Annotated in this window: 19 protein-coding genes; all 19 read right to left on the bottom strand. The window is 28.6% G+C overall.

Translation table 11 applies throughout. The annotated features are described in order from the left end of the window. Positions 1 to 51: 51 nt before the first annotated feature. Complete coding sequence (locus tag LJD34_RS12740; protein ID WP_227360074.1) at positions 52 to 978, bottom strand: glycyl-radical enzyme activating protein; 927 nt, start codon at positions 976 to 978, stop codon at positions 52 to 54. Further along, a complete protein-coding gene (locus tag LJD34_RS12735; RefSeq protein ID WP_227360072.1) occupies positions 941 to 3,274 on the bottom strand; it encodes a glycyl radical protein in 2,334 nt (777 codons plus the stop codon). Before LJD34_RS12735 ends, LJD34_RS12740 begins: the two co-directional genes overlap by 38 nt. Positions 3,275 to 3,377: 103 nt before the next feature. After that, the gene (locus LJD34_RS12730) at positions 3,378 to 4,142 is read right to left on the bottom strand and encodes a DeoR/GlpR family DNA-binding transcription regulator (protein WP_106988369.1); all 765 of its coding nucleotides are present in this window, start codon (positions 4,140 to 4,142) and stop codon (positions 3,378 to 3,380) included. A 134-nt stretch (positions 4,143 to 4,276) separates the two neighbouring features. Further along, a complete protein-coding gene (locus LJD34_RS12725; protein WP_227360070.1) occupies positions 4,277 to 5,968 on the bottom strand; it encodes an ATP-binding protein in 1,692 nt (563 codons plus the stop codon). A 1-nt stretch (position 5,969) separates the two neighbouring features. Next, a complete protein-coding gene (locus LJD34_RS12720; RefSeq protein WP_227360069.1) occupies positions 5,970 to 6,650 on the bottom strand; it encodes a response regulator transcription factor in 681 nt (226 codons plus the stop codon). A 119-nt stretch (positions 6,651 to 6,769) separates the two neighbouring features. Beyond that, complete coding sequence (locus LJD34_RS12715; RefSeq protein ID WP_227360068.1) at positions 6,770 to 7,414, bottom strand: hypothetical protein; 645 nt, start codon at positions 7,412 to 7,414, stop codon at positions 6,770 to 6,772. Between the two features lie 515 nt (positions 7,415 to 7,929). Beyond that, positions 7,930 to 8,622, bottom strand: coding sequence for a LytR/AlgR family response regulator transcription factor (locus LJD34_RS12710; RefSeq protein WP_147580490.1), 693 nt, complete (start codon positions 8,620 to 8,622; stop codon positions 7,930 to 7,932). A gap of 52 nt (positions 8,623 to 8,674) precedes the next feature. Further along, positions 8,675 to 9,385 (bottom strand): hypothetical protein, encoded by a 711-nt coding sequence (locus tag LJD34_RS12705; protein WP_227360067.1) that lies wholly within the window; start codon positions 9,383 to 9,385, stop codon positions 8,675 to 8,677. Between the two features lie 9 nt (positions 9,386 to 9,394). After that, positions 9,395 to 11,377 carry a penicillin-binding transpeptidase domain-containing protein gene (locus LJD34_RS12700; RefSeq protein ID WP_227360066.1) on the bottom strand — a complete coding sequence of 661 codons (1,983 nt, stop codon included), beginning with the start codon at positions 11,375 to 11,377 and terminating at the stop codon, positions 9,395 to 9,397. Positions 11,378 to 12,001: 624 nt separating this feature from the next. Then, on the bottom strand, positions 12,002 to 12,661 hold the full coding sequence (gene phoU / locus LJD34_RS12695; RefSeq protein ID WP_175301349.1) for a phosphate signaling complex protein PhoU: 660 nt from the start codon (positions 12,659 to 12,661) through the stop codon (positions 12,002 to 12,004). A 12-nt stretch (positions 12,662 to 12,673) separates the two neighbouring features. After that, entirely contained in the window at positions 12,674 to 13,429 is a 756-nt protein-coding gene (gene pstB / locus LJD34_RS12690; RefSeq protein ID WP_227360065.1) for a phosphate ABC transporter ATP-binding protein PstB, read from the bottom strand. Position 13,430: 1 nt separating this feature from the next. After that, positions 13,431 to 14,297: a phosphate ABC transporter permease PstA gene (pstA, locus tag LJD34_RS12685; RefSeq protein WP_147580486.1), complete on the bottom strand. Its 867-nt coding sequence runs from the start codon at positions 14,295 to 14,297 to the stop codon at positions 13,431 to 13,433. Continuing rightward, on the bottom strand, positions 14,290 to 15,219 hold the full coding sequence (pstC, locus tag LJD34_RS12680) for a phosphate ABC transporter permease subunit PstC (protein WP_147580485.1): 930 nt from the start codon (positions 15,217 to 15,219) through the stop codon (positions 14,290 to 14,292). The genes pstA and pstC overlap by 8 nt, the downstream gene beginning before the upstream one ends. 19 nt (positions 15,220 to 15,238) lie before the next feature. Beyond that, positions 15,239 to 16,072, bottom strand: a complete 834-nt coding sequence (locus tag LJD34_RS12675) for a phosphate ABC transporter substrate-binding protein (protein ID WP_227360063.1) — start codon at positions 16,070 to 16,072, stop codon at positions 15,239 to 15,241. A 178-nt stretch (positions 16,073 to 16,250) separates the two neighbouring features. Then, positions 16,251 to 16,457, bottom strand: a complete 207-nt coding sequence (locus LJD34_RS12670) for a hypothetical protein (RefSeq protein ID WP_227360062.1) — start codon at positions 16,455 to 16,457, stop codon at positions 16,251 to 16,253. Next, on the bottom strand, positions 16,441 to 17,139 hold the full coding sequence (locus LJD34_RS12665; RefSeq protein ID WP_227360061.1) for a PRD domain-containing protein: 699 nt from the start codon (positions 17,137 to 17,139) through the stop codon (positions 16,441 to 16,443). The genes LJD34_RS12670 and LJD34_RS12665 overlap by 17 nt, the downstream gene beginning before the upstream one ends. A 144-nt stretch (positions 17,140 to 17,283) precedes the next feature. Then, positions 17,284 to 18,129, bottom strand: coding sequence for an aldo/keto reductase (locus LJD34_RS12660; protein ID WP_227360060.1), 846 nt, complete (start codon positions 18,127 to 18,129; stop codon positions 17,284 to 17,286). Positions 18,130 to 18,140: 11 nt separating this feature from the next. After that, a complete protein-coding gene (locus LJD34_RS12655) occupies positions 18,141 to 18,980 on the bottom strand; it encodes an aldo/keto reductase (RefSeq protein WP_227360056.1) in 840 nt (279 codons plus the stop codon). After that, entirely contained in the window at positions 18,973 to 19,821 is an 849-nt protein-coding gene (locus LJD34_RS12650; protein WP_227360055.1) for an aldo/keto reductase, read from the bottom strand. The genes LJD34_RS12655 and LJD34_RS12650 overlap by 8 nt, the downstream gene beginning before the upstream one ends. Positions 19,822 to 20,136: the final 315 nt, after the last annotated feature.

Below are 20,136 nucleotides of genomic sequence, written 5' to 3'. Positions count from 1 at the left end.
TTATATCTTCTAAGTTTACTGTATCAATTATAAATTCCATTTTCTTTTCTCCTATTCTTTTATTAAGTTTTTTATTCCTGCTTGTAAAGCAACATCATAAAAATGTTGCATTTGTTGCTTGGTAAACATTTGATATGATTCTAATCCGTATTTTAAATTCACAAGTTCATATTTAGCCGAAGCTAAAGGATTAAAATTCAGCATCTCATATTTTACTTCTGGATTTATTTGAATTAAAAATTTTACGATTTGATGAATATTTTCATCCGTTGCACTCATTGTTGGAATCAGTGGTGTTCTAATGATCACTTTATCTTTATATTCACTTTGTAAAACATAACGAATATTTTCTTTAATAAGTTGTGATGATACATTTGTACAGGCCTGATGTTTTTGCTCATCAAATATTTTTAAATCTATATAAACTAAATCTAAATAAGGCAATGCCTTTTTTATAAGTTCTAATGATGTATAAAATGATGTTTCAATAGCTGTATGAATCTTTTCTTTCTGACATCTTTTTAAAATTTTAATAAGAAATTCACCTTGCATAAAGGGTTCTCCACCGGAAAATGTAACACCTCCTCCATGTTGAAAGAAAACTTCATCCTCTTTAATTTTATTCATTAATTTATCTAAAGTATACTCTTGACTATCATATTGAATAGCACCACTAGGACATGTTTTAATAACTTGATCAAAGTCTTGATGATTTTGAAAATATGGGCGATCGTTTTGGTAATTAATTTGTCCTTTGAATTGTTGACAACATCTACAATGAATACATTTATTTTTAAAATAGATGACTTGTCTTTGAGTGTTTAATCCTTCTGGATTTTGACACCATAGACAACGAAGTGGACACCCCTTAAAAAAAACTGTTGTTCTTAAACCACTCCCATCATGTATTGAAAATCTTTTAATATCAAAAACCAATGTTTTAGATATTTTCATAAGTTGTTCTTTCAATAATTTCATCTTGTAGCTTGCCAGCAAGTTCAACAAAGTATGCTGTATAACCAGCAACACGAATTGTCAATGATTGATGATTTTCAGGATGAACTTTAGCATCAAGCAAATCTTCTTTTCTAACAACATTAAATTGTATATGAGGTACTTTTAAATCCACAAAAGCACGTAAGAAATTTTCAAATTTCAAACAGCCTGTTTCTGTTTTAAAAAATTCTGGTAAGAATTTCATATTTAAAAGACCACCATTCGTCGTACATGAATTATTAAGTTTTGAAACAGATTTTAAAACAGCTGTTGGGCCTTGTAGATCTCTACCATAGACAGGTGACATACCTCCATCAGCAAGTGGTTTTAAAGCATTTCTGCCATCTGGTGATGCTCCTACATTTTCACCCATTGGAACATGTGCAGAAACAGTATACATTCCTGTATGATAAGGACCTCCTCGATAATTTGTATAACGTTTCATCTTTTCTCTAAAGTAACATGCCCATTGATTTCCAAGCTCATCGACCCACTTTACATCGTTTCCATATTTAGGCACTTTATTTAAAAGCATTGTTTGCATGATTTCATAGCCTTTAAAATCTTCTTGTAAAGCATTTAATAAATCATGTTGACTTATCATTTTATCATCATAAACAAGTTGTTTAATAGCTGCTAGAGAATCTACAAGATTGGCTACTTGAATCATTTGAATACCTGATAGATTATATTTAGCTCCACCTTTAGTAACATCTAATCCTTTTTCTAAACAATCATCAATAACAGTAGATAGAAAAGCTGTTGGTAAATAATCTTGATGTGCTTTTTCTACAATCTTTTCTGCGGCCATCATTTTATCAATAAAATAATCAATTTGTTTTTGAAAAGCATTTTCTAAATCTTGATAAGTTTGATATGTTTCTAAACTTCCTAAATCTAATCCTATTTGTTGCTTTGTTAGTAAACATTTTCCATGATTCAAAGTAAGTTCTAATGCTTTATTTAAATTAAACATGGCTGCATCAGACCATCCTAAATTGTTGCCATGTGTTGTCAGTTCAACACATCCAACAATAGCATAATTACGTGCATCTTTTTCTTCAATTCCTAAATCTTCAATCATTGGTTGAATAATAGCTTCATCATTGAAAAATTGTGGCATACCACTTCCAAGTGAAACAACTTTAATAGCAGCTTGCATTAATTCATGGCTAGAATTTTTATTAAGTCTTACAGATAAATTAGGTTGTGGTAATCCTAAATGTTCTTGAGCTTTTAAACAAAGTAAAGAAAGATCATTATATGTATCATTTCCCTTTTCGTCCACGCCTCCTATCGCAATATTAAATCCTATTGGAAATCCAGCAAAATACTTCGCACTATTTTGATTTCTTAAGTAAACAACTTGATTAAATTTCAACCACAAACATTCTAATATTTCTAAAGCTTCTTGTTTAGTAAGATTACCTTTTTCTATATCTCTTTGATAATAAGGATAAAGATATTGATCCATTCTCCCTGGTGAAAAAGAAGAAGCATTGGATTCCATATGTAATATCACAAATAAAAACCATAAAGATTGCACCGCTTCATGAAAAGTTTTTGGAGGTCTTTTAGAAAGATTCATGCAAATCTTTCCCACTTCTTTTAATGATTCGATTTTTTCCCTTTCAATCAAATCATGATATCTTTGCATAAAATGAACTGCCCCTTCTAATACAAGAATCGTACATTCATAAAATTCTTTTTGTTCATCTTTACAATTCTTTAATTTTTCTTTTGCTTTTTCCATTAAACCTTGTGGACCTAGTTTTAACCATAAAGCACTATCCGGACAAATATGCCCTTGAGCATGATCTTTTTGATTGATTTTTACTACTTTACTTATTTCATTAATTTCTTTTCCATAAGTTCCTTTAATCGCATCTTCTAAAGATTTTCCTTTCCAATAAGGATAAATCTTTTCTCTAAATTCTTTAATATCTTCTTCTTTTACTAAAAACTGATCTTGTGGTCTTGTTGGTAACGTTTCAAATTCTTGATTGATCCACGAACAACCACTTTCAGGAAAAACCACACCATAACGTACACCTTTGGTACGATTTCCTACAATCAATTCTTCATATTCTACAGAAATCTCTAATTCTTCTAATGCCGCTTTTAAAGATAAAGCTCTTTTTTTAGGAATAGATAAATCTTCATTTTCTTGATAAACACGTGTAATGATGCGTGCTTGTTCAATAGAAGCATAACGTTTACTACTTAACATCTTTTCTTTTAACTTAGAAATTCTTTTTGTTTGATATAAACAATTCATAACATGCCTCCTTTTATTGCTTTTTATTATTACAAGGTCATTATAAGTTATAAAACAATAGTATTCAATAATTGTTTTATTGATTTTACAAAAAAAGAAATCATTAAATGATTTCTAATCCATACTCCATTATTTTTTCCTTAAAAGGACTTCCTAATTCTTGTTCACCAATATATCCCGTAAATTCACTTAAATGCCCAAAAACATAATTTCCATCCAAATTGAACTTTTCATTTTCTGCCACAAGATAACATTTTTTACTTGCATCCATGACTTCTTTTTTCGTAAGGCCATCTTCAACATCATATGTGGTTACTTTTCCATCATGAATATTCATTCCTACTGTACCAATAAAAGAAAGATCAAAACGATAATTGTGAATTTGTTCAATTGCAAGAGTACCTATAAAACCATCTTTAGCGCGATTAAAATGTCCTCCAATGAAAATAAGATTTACTTTATGTTCCCCATGTCTAAATAATTGCATAATATCAATCATATTTGTAATAATTGTAAGTGATATATTTTTTTGATAAATACACTTGGCAAGTTCTAAATTCACTGTAGAGATTCCTAAAAAAATCACCGTATTTTCTTCAATCAATTCAACTGCTTTTTTCGCGATGATTTTCTTTTGTGATAAACGTACACTCATACGTTCATCTACATGGTAAGCATGGAGATTCTTTCTTACTTGCATAGCTCCTCCATGAATACGTTTTAAAAGTCCTTCTTTTTCTAGAGCCGTTAAATCTTTACGAATGCAATCTTCTGTGACTTCGAAATCATTTGCGAGTTCTTTAACTTTTACTTTTCCTTCTGTATTTAATCTTGCCAGTATTTGTTCATGTCTTTCTTGTTGAAGCATTTTTTCTACCTCTCTTTTATGACATTTTAACATATTCAAAATATCTTGAAAATGAGTAACAACACCCTTCAACTTGATAAAATATGTAAAATTACACATTTTATCAAGTTAGATACTTTTTCATAAAAAAAGGACTACAATGAGTCCTTAATGATTGGTAAGACAACCTTAAAGGTTGTTCCTTTACCTAATTCACTTTCTAAATGAATTGTTCCTTTATAATATTGAACAATGTGTTTTACAATTGCAAGTCCAAGACCTGTACCACCTGTTTCCTTATCACGCCCTGCATCACATCTAAAGAAACGTTCAAAGACACGTCCTTGATCAATAAGTGAAATTCCACGACCTGTATCACTTACTTCAATAATGTAGTCTTGATCAACAAGATAAGAATGAATATTTAAACTTCCTTTTTGTTTATTATATTTAACAGCATTATTAATAAGGTTGTTCATCAATTGTTGGATGTGTTGATGATTTGCTAGATAAGTTTGTGATGTTAAATCACATTCTACTGTAATTTCTCTTTTTTCTATTTCTACTTTTAATGATTCTAAAATATCATCAACAATTGGTTGGAGATGAACAGGATGTTTAATGACTTCAATATCTTTGTTTTCAAGTCTTGAAATCATTAAAATATCACCTATCAATTGTGACATATGATCAACTTCTTTTTGTATTTTATCCAATGCTTGTTTTCTTACTTTAGGATCATCAATCATTCCTGCTTGTAATAATTCACTATAACCTCTAATGGATGTCATAGGTGTTTTAAGTTCATGAGAAACATTTGAAAAAAATTCTTGTCTCATTTTTGTAGCATTAACAGATTCAGTAACATTTACAAAGAGCAAAGTCACTCCATATTCTACTTTAGCAAGATGGCAATCATAGACTTCTTCATCTTTTTTTAGAGTAACGATTTTAGATTCTACACCGATATTTTCTAATTGATCTATAATTTGGTGATCGAAGATAAAATCTTGGATAGGTTGATTCACTTCCATTTTATCACTAAAAAGTTGTTTAGCTTTTTTATTGACCATAAGTATTTCATAATTTGTATCTAATAAAATGAACCCTTCATTCATTTTATCAAGAATACTATTTATTTTTAATCTTTCATTTTTCAAAGTTTTTAGTGTTTTTCTTATTGTATCTGCTTGTTCTTTAAGCTTTGTCGCAATAACATTAAATTCATCATATTGATAATGATCAAAACTTAAATAACGATTATCATTGATTTTAGAAACCTCTTCACTAATTTCCTCTAATGGTTTCGTAAGTGTTCTAGAAAAACGATAAGAAAGAGCTAAAGCAACACATAATGATAAAGCAGCACTAATAAATAATGGTTCTAAAAGTGGTCCTATATTATCAAAGATACCATTATAAGGAATCGCAATACGAACAACATAACCACGATGATAATAAGCCACATACATCATATTCTTTTTAACAGTTGAAGAATAACGTGTCGCATAACCAAACTGATCACTTAAAGCTTCTTTAAATTCACTACGTCCACTATGATTTTCTTGAATCCCCTCTTTATCACTATCCGCTAAAACATTTCCTTCTTTATCAATAATTGTTAAACGTGTATCTTTTGTATAAGCTAAATCATTTAATTTATCTATTTGTTTTTCTAATGGTTTTTGGTAATCAATTTGATTTTCTACAAGCTTTACCGTATAGTACATATCTTTTCTTGTTGTTTGCATCATTTGATCAGAAAGAATCACCATTGAAACACTTGAAGAAAATAATAACGTAATAATTAAAACTGTTGCAAAATATTTAAATAGAGCTTTATTCATCTTATTTCACTTCCTCAACATAGCGGTATCCTACACCTCTAATAGTTTTAATATACTTACTTCCATCATCATCCAATTTAGCTCTTAAAGCACGAATATGCACATCTAAAACTCTTGATTCACCTATAAAATCATAACCCCAAATATGATTTAAAATTTCATCTCTTTCGACTACACGTTTATGATTTTCTACTAAATAAAGAAGTAACTGATATTCTTTATTTGTAAGTTCCATGACTTGTCCATTATGCATCACTGTTCTTGTTTGTTTATCAATTTTTAAGGTTTGACTTTCAATAATCGGCGCTGCTTTAGGAGCATGTCTTCTAAGCAAAGAACGTACTCTAGCTTGTAACTCTAAAACACCAAATGGTTTGGTCATATAATCATCACTACCACTATCTAAACCATTGACTTTATCAATTTCTCGGTCCTTCGCACTTAAAATCAAAATAGGTAATTCTTGATCAGTTTCACGTATCTTTTTGATAGCATCAATTCCTGAAATGCCAGGTAACATTAAATCAAAAACAGCTAGATCCACTTGATCTGTTTTCATATTTTCTAAAGCATCTAAAGCATTTGAATATTGTTTAACAGTATAACCTGCACTTGTTAAAGCTAAATCTATAATTTCTCTAATATTTTCATCATCTTCTACTACATATATACATTCTTTCATTATTTCCACATCCTTTACATTATCTTAACATAGCAAAGGGGAGGTTATGTTAAGTTTAGGTTAAAAGTTGATTAGAAATAAAAGAACTTATACCATGCTGTTTGTATAAGTCCTTTTTATTATTTATCAAAAATTCTTCTTAGATGTGCATAATCATCAAAGTAATCAATGTTGGTATCATCATTTATTTTATCAAAATTACTTTCTACGAATAAATCTAATTCAATATATGTTCCATATTCAATTAATTTTATTTCTAAATATGTTTTATCTGATTGCTCAAAGAAATTGGAGATAATAGTTATTATTTCTGTACAATTATTTACATCTTTAAAAAAGGAATCATTTCCTATATTGATCAATGATTTTACTTTGGCATTATATTTAGAATTTATGAGAAAAATATAATCATTTAACAAAGTATCAAATATATAATTATTCGTCATAATATTTATTTTATTATCTAATAAATCATAAAATTGTTCTATTTGATGTTTAGCATCTTCATATTTTTGATCATCTATATTATTTTCTATCAAAATCAATCCATATCTTAAAGAATGCTGTATTTTCATAACATTATCATGAAGATAATGAACTAAAGACTTATTTTTTTCTATGTATTCCAATTCTTTATTTTTTAACACATATTCTGTTTTTTCATTATAGAGTCGTGTCATATGTAAAAACAAAATACAAACTACAAAAAATAAAACTGTTAACAAAAGTAAAACTAAATAGATATCATCTATTGTTTTTTGCATGTGGCCTACATTATTTAACAAAATGACATATATTCCAAAAATCAGCATCATGATTACTGATAATAAAAATTTATTTTTTTCAATGATTGCATTATTTATTTTAGATTTAAAAATTTCAATTATTATAAGGATTACAAAAAACAAAATCCTTGCTGTAAACATAACTATTATTTTATAGGATTCCATGATTTCAACAACAGAGAGATGTGAAACTATTTTAATTAAAAGAATAACACATGTTGAAGTAAAAACAGAAATCCACGAAGGCAATATACAAAGAATAAAATTAAAAAGAACAAATTTCTTTTTCATTAAAGAGACAAAAATAAAACTTATAATACCTATGGCATACACTAGCACATTCCCAAATAAATTATATTTTTGTAAGAACTGCATAATGAAAAAATTAATAATAGATGTTATTAAACAAAATCTTTTCTTATCCTCTATATCACAAAAGACACATATCAATAAGGAGCCTAATAACACTTCTAAATAATCTAAAAAGAAATACATCATTTTAATAAATACTCCTTATACGATGCAATTACATCTTGTTGATACTTCTTTCCAATCTTTAAAGTAACTCCATTTCTCAATAATAACTCTTCTTTATAAATTTCTTTAACCCAAAATAAATTAACTGCATAGGATTTTTGAATTCTAATGATATTCGTAGAATTAATAAGTGACATCATTTTATTAAAAGTACTCGAATATTTATAATCATTAAATGGTGCATGAATCGTAATTTCATGTAAAAAGGATTCTAAATAAATGATATCTGATAATTGCATAGAGGTTTTTCTACCATTTAAATCAAAAGTAATAATTTTATGATTTTTATTAATATATTTTTGAATTAGAGTACATGCGATTTTCATATCTCTATCAAAATTATCTTTTCTAATAAAGTAAAAAGGTTGTACAATTAATGAATCAAAAATCATATCATTCATTGCTGAAACAAATATAATAATTGCATTAGAATTGTTCTCTCTAATTTTTTCAGCAATTTTGATGCCATTTTTTTCCTTTAAATCAATATCCAAAAAGAAAATATCTCCTTTTTCAAAATAACGATCTTCAAAATGACTTGTTATACAATCTATTGAATAATCAAGAAAGATATCTTTAAATCCATCATACACCATACTCTCTATCTTTTTAGCAAAAACTTGATCATCATCTACTATCTTTATTAACATTCATATTTCACTTCTTTCTAAATAAAGTTACGAAAAGAAGTATACCATATTATTATTTTTTATACTTATCTTTAATTTCTTTAACATAATGTATTTGATCATTGAATTCTACCATCTCATTAATACAATCATTCAATTCATTTTCTTTTTCTAAATGTTCTAAACAAATAATTCTATAATATAACCTCATAACATATCCTATGTCTTTTTGTTGACTTGTAACCTTCTTTGATAATTCAAGAGCTTCTTCATATTCTTCATTTAAAATGAGATACATGATTTTAAAAAGTGGGTTTTTAACTTTATTATCCAATTGAGGATCATATAATTTTAAATATTCATCTTTTTTATTTAAATTATAATAATATTGTAATTTTATAGTATACCAATGTCTATTTTGCTTTTCATCAAAAATTCTTTTACTATTTTGTTCTACAAAGTTTTGATATTCTTCTTTATAATTAGAAATTTCTAAAAGAAAAATATATATTGTTATTAAACTGTCATTAATAGACTTATTATGAATTTTATCTATCGCTTCTTTTACTGTAGATAAATTCTTTTCAATATACTTATTTGACAACAATAATTTTGGAATATTCAATATATAAATATGCACTACAATACCAAACAAAACGATTAAAATCAAAGAATAGATTAATACCCTTTCTAAATGATTAATATTTATAATAACAATCAAAAAAGCCAATAAATAATAAACTAGTATAATGAATCGATAACTTAAAACTATCTTATTCTTCATCGTTTTTACCTACTTAGAAAGATATAAATCTAAAGGTGTTTTTGTATGTTCAACAACATAACCACTACCACCTCTATCTTTAACATCTTCGACCAATGTTGTTATTAAAAGAGGTTGTTTACTATCTGTCGTCATTACTGTAAACCAACCAAGTTCTGTTCCTGTGGTATCACTTTGGCTTTGTTTGATTTCTGCTGTTCCTGTTTTTCCAGCAAGAGTCACATTATCATGATAAATACTATGGCCTGTTCCTTTTTCATCTGCAATAACATTAATTAAATCTTCTTTTATTGTTTGTGATGTTTCTTTAGAAAAGACATTTTTAATCCATGTTTTTGTTTTTCCTTGAACAATATGGGGTTGATAAATTGATCCTTCATTGACAAATGAACTATAGATACTTGCAAGTTGTAAAGGATTCATCAAAATTTGTCCTTGCCCATAACCACTATCAGCAATGAATTGATCATTTACTTTTTGATTTTTATTGATATACTGACTTCTATTTAAAGATAGTTCAAAAGGAATCTTTTCACCAATCTTTAAGTTTTTATAATATTTAAATAAATTATCTTTTCCAATACTTAAAGCACTTCTTGCAAAATAAACATTATCTGAATATGTGATGGCATTCTTTAAATTATTAGGTGATGGGGCATGCAAAGTTGTCACATAATAATTACCCCAACTTGAATCCTTTTGCCATTTATCTTTAGCCCCTAAATCTTTATTTGCATCAATTGTTTTTGTTTCTAAACCAATAGCTGCTGTGATCGGTTTCATAGTTGATCCAGGAGTATAAGTTTGTTTATAACGACTCATTAATGGTTGATTACTATCATTATTTAAAGCATCCCATTTATCTGTTGATAGTCCTAAAACAAAATCATTATTTGAATAGGATGGCGTTGAAACAAGTGCTAAAACTTCTCCTGTCTGTGGATTTAAAGCAACAGAAGCACTTTTATCATTTTGGTATTCATTATAAAGACTTTGTTGTAAATCAATATCAATTGTTAAACGAATATCTTTACCATCTTTTGCTTCTTTTTGGGCAACTGTTTTAATGACATTATTATTTTCATCAACAATGACAATTTTTCCACCTACTTCTCCACGTAACTCTTTTTCATATGTTGCTTCAATACCACTTCTACCAATTATTGAATTACTTGTATAACCTTCATTTTTATGTTTTTTTAAGTCTTCTGAATTAACATTTTGGACATACCCAATGATATGAGATGTTATTTTATCATAAGGATAAACACGCATAGAAATCGTATTGATTTTAACACCTTTAATATTTAAAATTTCTTGTTGAATCAATTGATTTTTTACTTGTTCTGATACATTTTTAATAGGTACAAAAGAATCATCTTTGATCCAAGATGCACTCATTTTCTTTTGAATGGTTTCAACATCCGTTTCTAAATACTTAGCTATTTGTGCATAATCATTTTCACTATTAAGTTTTCCTCTTACAAGACCAAATGAATAAGCATTTCCTTGTTTAGCTAAATATTTTCCATTTCTATCTAAAATATACCCTCTATAAGGTTGTGTCGTAATCACTTTTACTTTGTTCTTATCAGAAAACTCATCAAAAATAAGTTGCTTATTAAATTTAATTTGTTCATTTTTAATTTCAATCTTATTTTTATATTTAACTTTTCCAGCTACAGTATCCATCGATATTTGATATTGAACCATATTATCTTTTTCATCTATTACTTTTACCTGTATATTACTTGGATTTATTACATCATAGATTTCTTTATGCTTTTCAATAAAATATTTTTGTGTAGGAGTATAGACTGTCTTTTGGTCTAACATTTGATACATTTGTTTATAATCTTTCTTTTTTAAAAGTTCAAAATATTCTGTAACAACTTGTTCATTACTTTTTCCATGATTAAAAACAAAAAATACCACTGTCATAAGCAGTACACAAACTATTAACCCAATTATAATATTTCTTTTCTTGTTCATATGGTAATCCTCCCTAATTAATACAATTATATACGCTGATTAGCATTAATGATATATTTATTGCACAAGATGTTCTTTATTTGCATAAAAAGCTTTTTTTAAACTGTCATTTTGTGATATTGACTTAGAAATTATCATAAATTATAATATAAATGAAAAAAGGAATAGTCATAAACGACTAGCCTTGGATTTTCTTGAGAAAAATAACTACCTCAATGTTCGCCAAAACTTTTCGAGGTAGTTATTTTTTTGCATTATTTTCTATTATATATAGAAGTAATTTAATAACAATACTTATTATCGACATCATTAATGTTAGTGTACCTAACATAATCATGATAGCTTCATAAGCTGTCATTTCCATCACCTCCGCTTTTCATATTTTCCTAGGGATATCTATGTAAACGAAGAATACGCCCTTCGATCTAAACGACCAAGGATAACTACCTGCCGTGTATAACTATTCGGAAAAATTATATCATAGTCGCTCTTTTTTAACTACTATTTTCGATAGTTGTTTAAAATAAAAGCATACTAATAATAACACATGATAAACTTAATATATTTAAATAAATTAAATGTATTTACATATTTGAACAACTAAAAAAACCTCTATAAAGAGGTTTAAATTAATCGAGTATTGTTAAGTTTTCCTGTTTGGTTGAACTCAATCCATTCACAGATATTAACAACATGATCACCAATTCTTTCAAAATACTTTGCAATCATTAAGAAATTGATTGTTAAATCACCTTTATCATTTGATTCTTTAATCATTTGAATAATATCTTTTTTAACTTGATCAAATAATTCATCCATTTTAATATCCATCTTCTTTACTTCTAAAGCATGGTTTAAATCATGTTGATGGAAAGCATCTAAAGCTTCTTTAACCATTTTAGTTGCAATTTTTGCCATATCTTGAATATGACCAATCATTAAGAAACTATCCATTTCTTTCATTTCTAAAATCAATTCCGCAATATCTGCACTTTGATCTCCAATTCTTTCTAAATCAGTAACTACTTTTAAAGCAGTTGAAACGTCTCTTAAATCAGAAGCAACGGGTTGTTGTTTTAAAATCAATGATAAACATTTTGCTTCAATGGATCTTTCCACATCATTAATTTGTTTATCACCATGAATAATATCTTGGGCAAGTTCATAATCTTGTTCCTTAAAAGCTGTAACACAGTTTTCAATAGCTAAAACAACAAGATGACACATTCTATCTAAATCAACATGCATCTTATTAAGTTCTTGATCAAATTGACTTCTTGGCATTCTAATTTCCCCCTATCCAAATCTACCAGTAATATAATCTTCAGTTCTTTTATCTTTTGGCATACCAAAGACATCTTTTGTTGGTCCATATTCAACCATTTCTCCTACTAAGAAGAAGGCTGTATAATCAGCAATACGACTTGCTTGTTGCATATTATGAGTAACGATAGCAATCGTATATTGATCTTTTAATTGTAATAAAAGTTCTTCGATTTTAAGTGTTGAAATCGGATCTAAGGCACTTGTTGGTTCATCTAATAAGATAACTTCTGGTTGTACAGCTAAAGCACGGGCAATACATAATCTTTGTTGTTGTCCACCAGATAAACCTAAGGCACTTGAATGTAAACGATCTGAAACTTCATCATAAAGTGCTGCTGCTTTTAAACTATCTTCAACGATTTTATCAAGTTGTTTTTTATTTTTAATACCATGAATACGTGGTCCATAAGCGACATTATCATAAATTGACATAGGGAATGGATTTGGTTGTTGGAAAACCATCCCAACTTTTTTTCTAAGTAAAGTTGTGTCAACACGGCTATCATAAATATCTTCACCATCTAAGATAACATCCCCTTCAATTTTAACGTTATCAACATAATCATTCATACGATTCAATGTTTTTAAAAATGTTGATTTACCACACCCTGAAGGGCCAATAAACGCTGTAATTTTATTTTCTTTAATATCTAAATTGACATCTTTTAAAGCATGTTTTTGTCCATAATACAAATTCAGATGTCTTGCTTCTATTTTATTTTCCATCTTAATTATCCCCTTTATTTACATCAAATCTGCGACTGATCCATTTAGCTAACATATTTAAACCTAAAACAATAACTACTAAAACAAGAGCAATCACAAATGAAACTTCATAATTACCTTTAGCCATTTCTAAATATAATTGAATAGTAAGAGTTCCCCCACTACTTAACAAATGTTTAAAAATATTAGTAGGTAAAATAGCAACTGATCCTGCCGTAAATAATAAGGCAGCGGATTCAGCAACAATACGTCCCATCGCAAGAATGACTCCTGTTAAGATACCAGGAATGGCACTTGGTAAAAGAACTGTACGAATCATATACCATTTTGTTGCTCCAATTCCTAAAGCAGCTTCACGATAGCTTTTAGGAACACATTCTAAAGCTGTTTGGGTATTTCTTGAAATGATTGGTAAAATCATAATGGCAAGTGTAAGTGAACCTGTCAAAATTGAAAATCCTAAATGACAAACAGATCCAAAGAACAACATTCCAAATAATCCATAAATAATTGATGGAATACCTGCTAAAACTTCCGTTGTAAATGAAATGATACTAACGAATTTTTTATTTTTTGTATATTCATTTAAATAAATTGCTCCACCAATTCCTATTGGACAAGCAATTAAAAGTGTCACAATAACAATATAAAGTGTATTAATAATATTAGGTAATATACCTACAGTATCATTAATAATACTTGTTGTATTTACTAAATAAGAAAAATCAAAGGCTGGTATTCCTCGATAGAGAATATAACCAATAATAACTAATAAGATAAAAATTGAAAGAAATGAACTTAATTGAATAAGTGCATAGAGAATTTGATCACTGACACGTTTCTTTTTTTCTAATATTGTATTATTCATCTAAGTCACCTCTTTTTAAAACATATGTTAAGATTAAATTAATAATCATGATAAAGATAAATAGAACAAGTCCAATTGTGAATAAAACTTGACGATGTGTACCGCTAGCATATCCCATTTCTGAAACGATGGCTGTTGTTAAGAAACGAACAGAATTAAATGGAAGTGGAAGAGATACTGCATTTCCGGCTACTAACAAAATAGCCATCGCTTCTCCAATAGCACGACCTACACCAAGTACAATAGCTGACATAATTCCAGATTTAGCACTTGGTACAACAACCTTAAAGATTGTTTGAATTTTACTTGCCCCTAAAGCAAGTGAGCTTTTACGATAATCATCAGGTACAGCTTTTAAGGCTGTTTCTGAAATATTAATAAGCGTAGGTAAAATCATAATTGCTAGTACGATAATAGCTGATAAAAGATTGGCCCCACCTGTAAATTGATGTGTTTTAGAGCCATGGTAGATCATTAATTCTAATTTATACATCATTGGATTAACAATAAGAATTCCTAATAATCCATAAACAACAGATGGAATCCCTGCAAGTAATTCAATTGCTGATTTTAATATTTTTCTAAGTTTTACTGGTGCAATTTCAGCAAGGTTAATTGCTGTAAATAAACCAATAGGTACTCCTATACAGATTGCTAGAAAAACCCCAACAATGGATGTTAATATAACATAAGCAATCCCATATTGAGGATTGGCTGCTGTTGGCGCCCACGTTGTAGAAAACAAAATACCTGTAATTCCTTCTTTAAAGATGGCAGGTGTCCCTGAAATAATCATATATCCTGTAATAGTAACAACTGCTAAAACAGAGATAATAGCACAGCCACGAAAGATCATCGCGGCTGTTTTTTCTACTAGGGATTTTGCTTTCTTATGGCTAATAATTGATAACTTTTTTTCCATAATACTTCCCTCTTTATTTTTATTTATTTGGTGTTACTAATCCAACTTTTTCAATGATTTTTTGTCCATCATCACTGTTGATGAAATCAAATACTGCTTGAACTTGTTTAGATTGTTCACTAATTTTTCCATTTGTAGCCATTACGAATGGTCTTTGTAAAGCATAACTTCCATCTTTTACAGTTTTTTCACTTGGTTCAACACCATCTAATTGAAGAGGAGAAACTGTATCATCCAATACATCTAATGAAACATAACCGATTGATCCAGAAGTTTTAGCAACTTTAGCAAGAACAGCACCAGTTTCATTTAATTCTTGAGCATATTGACATTGATCTTCAATTCCTAATAATTCTTCAAATGCTCCACGAGTTCCTGAACCAGCTTCACGTCCGATAACAACGATTGCTTCATCTTGTCCACCTAAATCTTTCCAGTTAGTAATTTGTCCTGTATAGATTTTTGCTAATTGATCTTTTGTTAAGTTTGTTACTTTATTAGATTTGTTAGTAATCATTGCGATACCATCGATAGCAACAATATTTTCTTCTAATCCTTTTGCTTTTTCTTCATCTGTTAAAGCACGAGAAGAATCTCCGATATCTGTTGTTTTTGAAGCAACTGCTTCAAGACCTGCACCAGATCCTGTAAATTGTGCTTCTAATTGTAAGTTTGGATATTTTTCTTTAATTCCTTCTGATAAGGCATTAACGAATTTTTCCATTGAAGTTGATCCGTTTAAACTTACCTTTCCACTAATGTCATCTGATGCACTATTTGATCCTCCGCCACATCCGGCTAAACCAAGACACATCATGAAAACCATTAAAACACTTAATACTTTCTTTTTCATTTTTTATTTACCTTCCTTTGTTTTCTCTTAAGATATTATTTATTTTTGTTTCCTTTTCTTAAGACACTCCTATCATAGTGTTTTTCAACACTTTCAAAAATCAAAAGAACGTATGGTTTATGTTAAGTTTATGTAAAATGAAAAAAGTCCATGTTTATAAACACGAACTCACTTTTTATTATTTTTTCCTACAACGTTTACCCTTAGTAACACCCTTTTCTTCAAGCATTCCTTTTTCTACAAGCTCATTTAAAAGTTCTCTTGTACAACGATAATCTCTCGTATGCATTCTTTTAAAAGTTCCATTAAATAAATCATCATTAATATAAACCAGCTTTTGTCTTTTTTTGTCATTGGAACATAGATTACTATGCATTCGATTCAAAAAAACATCTTCTTGCTTGTTTTGTTTTTTTATATTCAACTAAACGTTGTGCAAAAAATTTCAAATGGGTAATAAAACGATAGTAATAAGCACTTTCTTCATTAAATTCTATTTTGAAGTGATAACGCACAATATTTTCAATTTCTTGCACGATTTTCGTAATTTCATACATATCATGAACATCTTCATCTAATTGTCCATTGACAATATGTAACGCAATAAATCCTGCTTCATCATTTGGTAAAAGCACACCTGTTTTCTTTTCAATAATTCCAAGAGCCTTTTTCCCTATTTGATATTCTTCTTTATAAAATCTTTGAATATCCCATAATAAAGCATTCTTCACTAAAATATCGTCTTTCGCTCTAACAACAGCTGTATAAATGTGATTGACCATAGAAATATAGATATTATCATTTAAAGCTTTGCCTAAACTTAGTCTCGCTTCATCCATAATTTCTTCACCGATTTCTAAATACTCCAAAGGAATATCCACAACAAGTTCTTTAAATCGACTTAAAACTTCTTGGTTATGTAAATAAAAATCTTTATCAATTGTTTCTGGTTCTATCGTATCCCCTATTTTCTTTTTAAAACAGATTTCTCGTCCCATCATAATCTTTTCTTCATTATTTTCAAGAACAACAGCTACATTATTGTTAAAAACTTTGCTTATTTCCATAATCACCCCTCCAAAATAAAAACCTATTTATTGCGCACTTAAAAAGGGTGGCAATAAATAGGTTTAGCTTATACTTAAATAATCACTATCCTATAAACTACTCGAACATATTATCACAAATTTAAAATGGATGTAGTCTTTTTATTAGCGTTTTAAGCCACAAATCATTTCTACAGTTGCTGGATCATAGTGAGAAAAGAAAGAACTTGTATCTTTATTAAGTGAAGCAATTGTTTGCATATCTTCTTCACTTAATTCAAAATCAAAGATATTTAAGTTTTCTTGCATTCTTTCTTTTCTTACAGTTTTAGCTAAAGGAACAATTCCTCTTTGTACAAGCCATCTTAAAATAACTTGTCCGACTGATTTATTATATTTATTACCAATTTCTACAAGTGTTTCATTTGTGAAAATACCATTTTTACCTTCCGCAAATGGAGCCCATGCTTCTAATTGAACACCATATTTTGTATTGTAAATTAAAGCTGCATCTTGTTGATGGAATGGATTGACTTCTACTTGGTTAACAGCAGGAACAACATCTGTATCTAACGCTAAATCTACTAAACGATCTGGATAGAAGTTAGAAACACCGATGGCTTTAATTTTACCTTCTTTATATAAATCAATTAAAGCACGATAAGCTCCATGATAATCTTTAAATGGTTGGTGTAATAAAACTAAATCAAAATAATCTAATTGCATTTTCTTTAATGATTCTTCAACAGAAGCTTTTGCGTTTTCGTAACCATAATTAGAAATCCATACTTTTGTAGTAATAAATAATTCTTCTCTTGGTACATTTGTTTCTTGAATTGCTCTACCTACAGCTTCTTCATTTCCATAAGATTGTGCAGTATCAATAAGACGATATCCTGCATCAATCGCATCTAAAACAACTCTTTTACATTCTTCTTCATCTTTTACTTGGAAAACACCAAAACCAACAACTGGCATTTTCACTCCATTATTTAATGTTTTATATTCCATTGTTATTCTCCTTATTCAAAATTACATTTTGTTGTCGCCATTTTGTGCAATGATTCTTTAGTCACTTTATAAAATGGGGTATGTTTATTCACTTTTTCGATTTCTTTCATTTCTTCATCTGTTAGTTTAAAATCAAAGATTTGTGTGTTCGCTTCAATATGATCTAATGATTTACTTCCCGGAACAAGACCAAACCCCATTTGGAGATGCCATCTTAGAACAATTTGAACTGTTGATTTATGATATTTCTTTGCAAGTTCTACAAAGATTGCCTCTTTTAACATGTCACTATTTCCATGTCCTAGAGGATACCATGATTGAAGTTGTATATGATTTTTCTTACAAAAATCATATACATGTTCTGCTGGATAATAAGGATGACATTCTACTTGCATGATCATTGGTGGAACTTCACATTGATCTAAAATTTCTTGAATTTGTTCAACTCTAAAGTTAGATAAACCAATCGCTTTGATTTTCCCTTCTTTATATGCTTTTTCTAACATCTTATAAGCATAAACATAGTTATTTACAGGATGATGTAAAATCATCACATCAACATAATCAACGCCTAATCTTTTTAAAGTATCATCGATTGCTTGATCATTTTCATAAAGTGTAGGTCCTAATTTTGTTTCTAAATAATAATCTTCTCTTTTTAACCCTGATAATTTTAATCCTTTTCCTACTTCTACTTCATTACCATAACGATTGGCAGTATCAATAAGTTGATAGCCATGGTTTAAGGCAAAAGCTACATTGTCTTCAATTTGTTTACCAAATTGTTGAATGGTACCAAATCCAAGTTGAGGGATTTGGTATCCATTATTTAAAGTAATGAAATTAGTCATGAATTTTTAATCCCATTAAACGTGTTTCGTTGGCAGGATCTTCAGGATTATGAGATGGTTTATTTGTATCTAAGGCTTGCATGTTTTTCATTTCTTCATCTGTTAATTCAAAATCAAAGATATCAATGTTTCCTTTCATTCTTTCTTCATTTGTAGATTTAGGTAAAGAAATAACTCCTTCTTGATAAATCCATCTTAAGATAATTTGACCAGTATTTTTATTATATTTTTTAGCTAATGAAACAATTGTTTCATTTTCTAATAAATCTTTATTTCCATGTCCTAACGGAAACCATGCTTCTAAACGAATATCGTTTTCAGCCATTACTTTTCTTAATTCTTTTTGTTGAACAAATGGATTAAATTCTACTTGGTTGACCGTCGGCATTACAGTCATACCATCTTTAAATTTATTCCATAAGTTCACAGTAATATTAGAAATACCAATAGATTTGATTTTACCTGCTTGATACGCTTCTTCTAAAGCTTTCCAAGCTCCTAAATAATCACCATAGGGTTGATGTAATAAATAAAGATCAATATAATCCACTCCTAATAATTTTAAAGAAGTTTCAATACCTTTCTTAGCATTTTCATAGCCATAATCTTGTAACCATAATTTAGAAGTAATAAAGATTTCTTTACGATCAATACCACTATCTTTAATAGCTTTTCCTACATCACTTTCATTCATATATCCTGCAGCTGTATCAATATAACGATAACCTGCTTTTAAAGCAGCTAAAGTTGCATCATAAGTAGGTCCATCATTAGGAATCATAAAGACTCCAAATCCTACTGCTGGAATTGTTTGTTTATTATTTAATTCAAATATTTCCATTATTATCTCCTCCAATTTCTATATTTATTTTAATTTTTAATTCTATATATGTACAATATCAATAGTGCATGTTAGTATAACTGGAAGTTATACTTGTTGGTTTGCTTCAATAATATCTTTTAGACTTACTTTTTCATGTCTATAACGAGCATTAGGGTTTGCGTCTTTCAATTTTGTGATGATGGCCTTTGACGGACAGTTTTGTGCACATGCTAAACAAAATTCACAAGTATTTTGTTTTCTTTTTGCTTTATTGTTTTTGTTAAGTTACAATTTAATTTGCGACAAATTGTCATTAATTTAACAAACAAATAC

The organism is Faecalibacillus sp. MSK20_93 (genome assembly GCF_020589945.1).
GTDB classification, from domain to species: Bacteria; Bacillota_I; Bacilli_A; order Erysipelotrichales; family Coprobacillaceae; genus Faecalibacillus; species Faecalibacillus intestinalis.
Note: the sequence above shows the minus strand (reverse complement) of the source record. Positions and strands in the feature narration are given on the sequence as shown.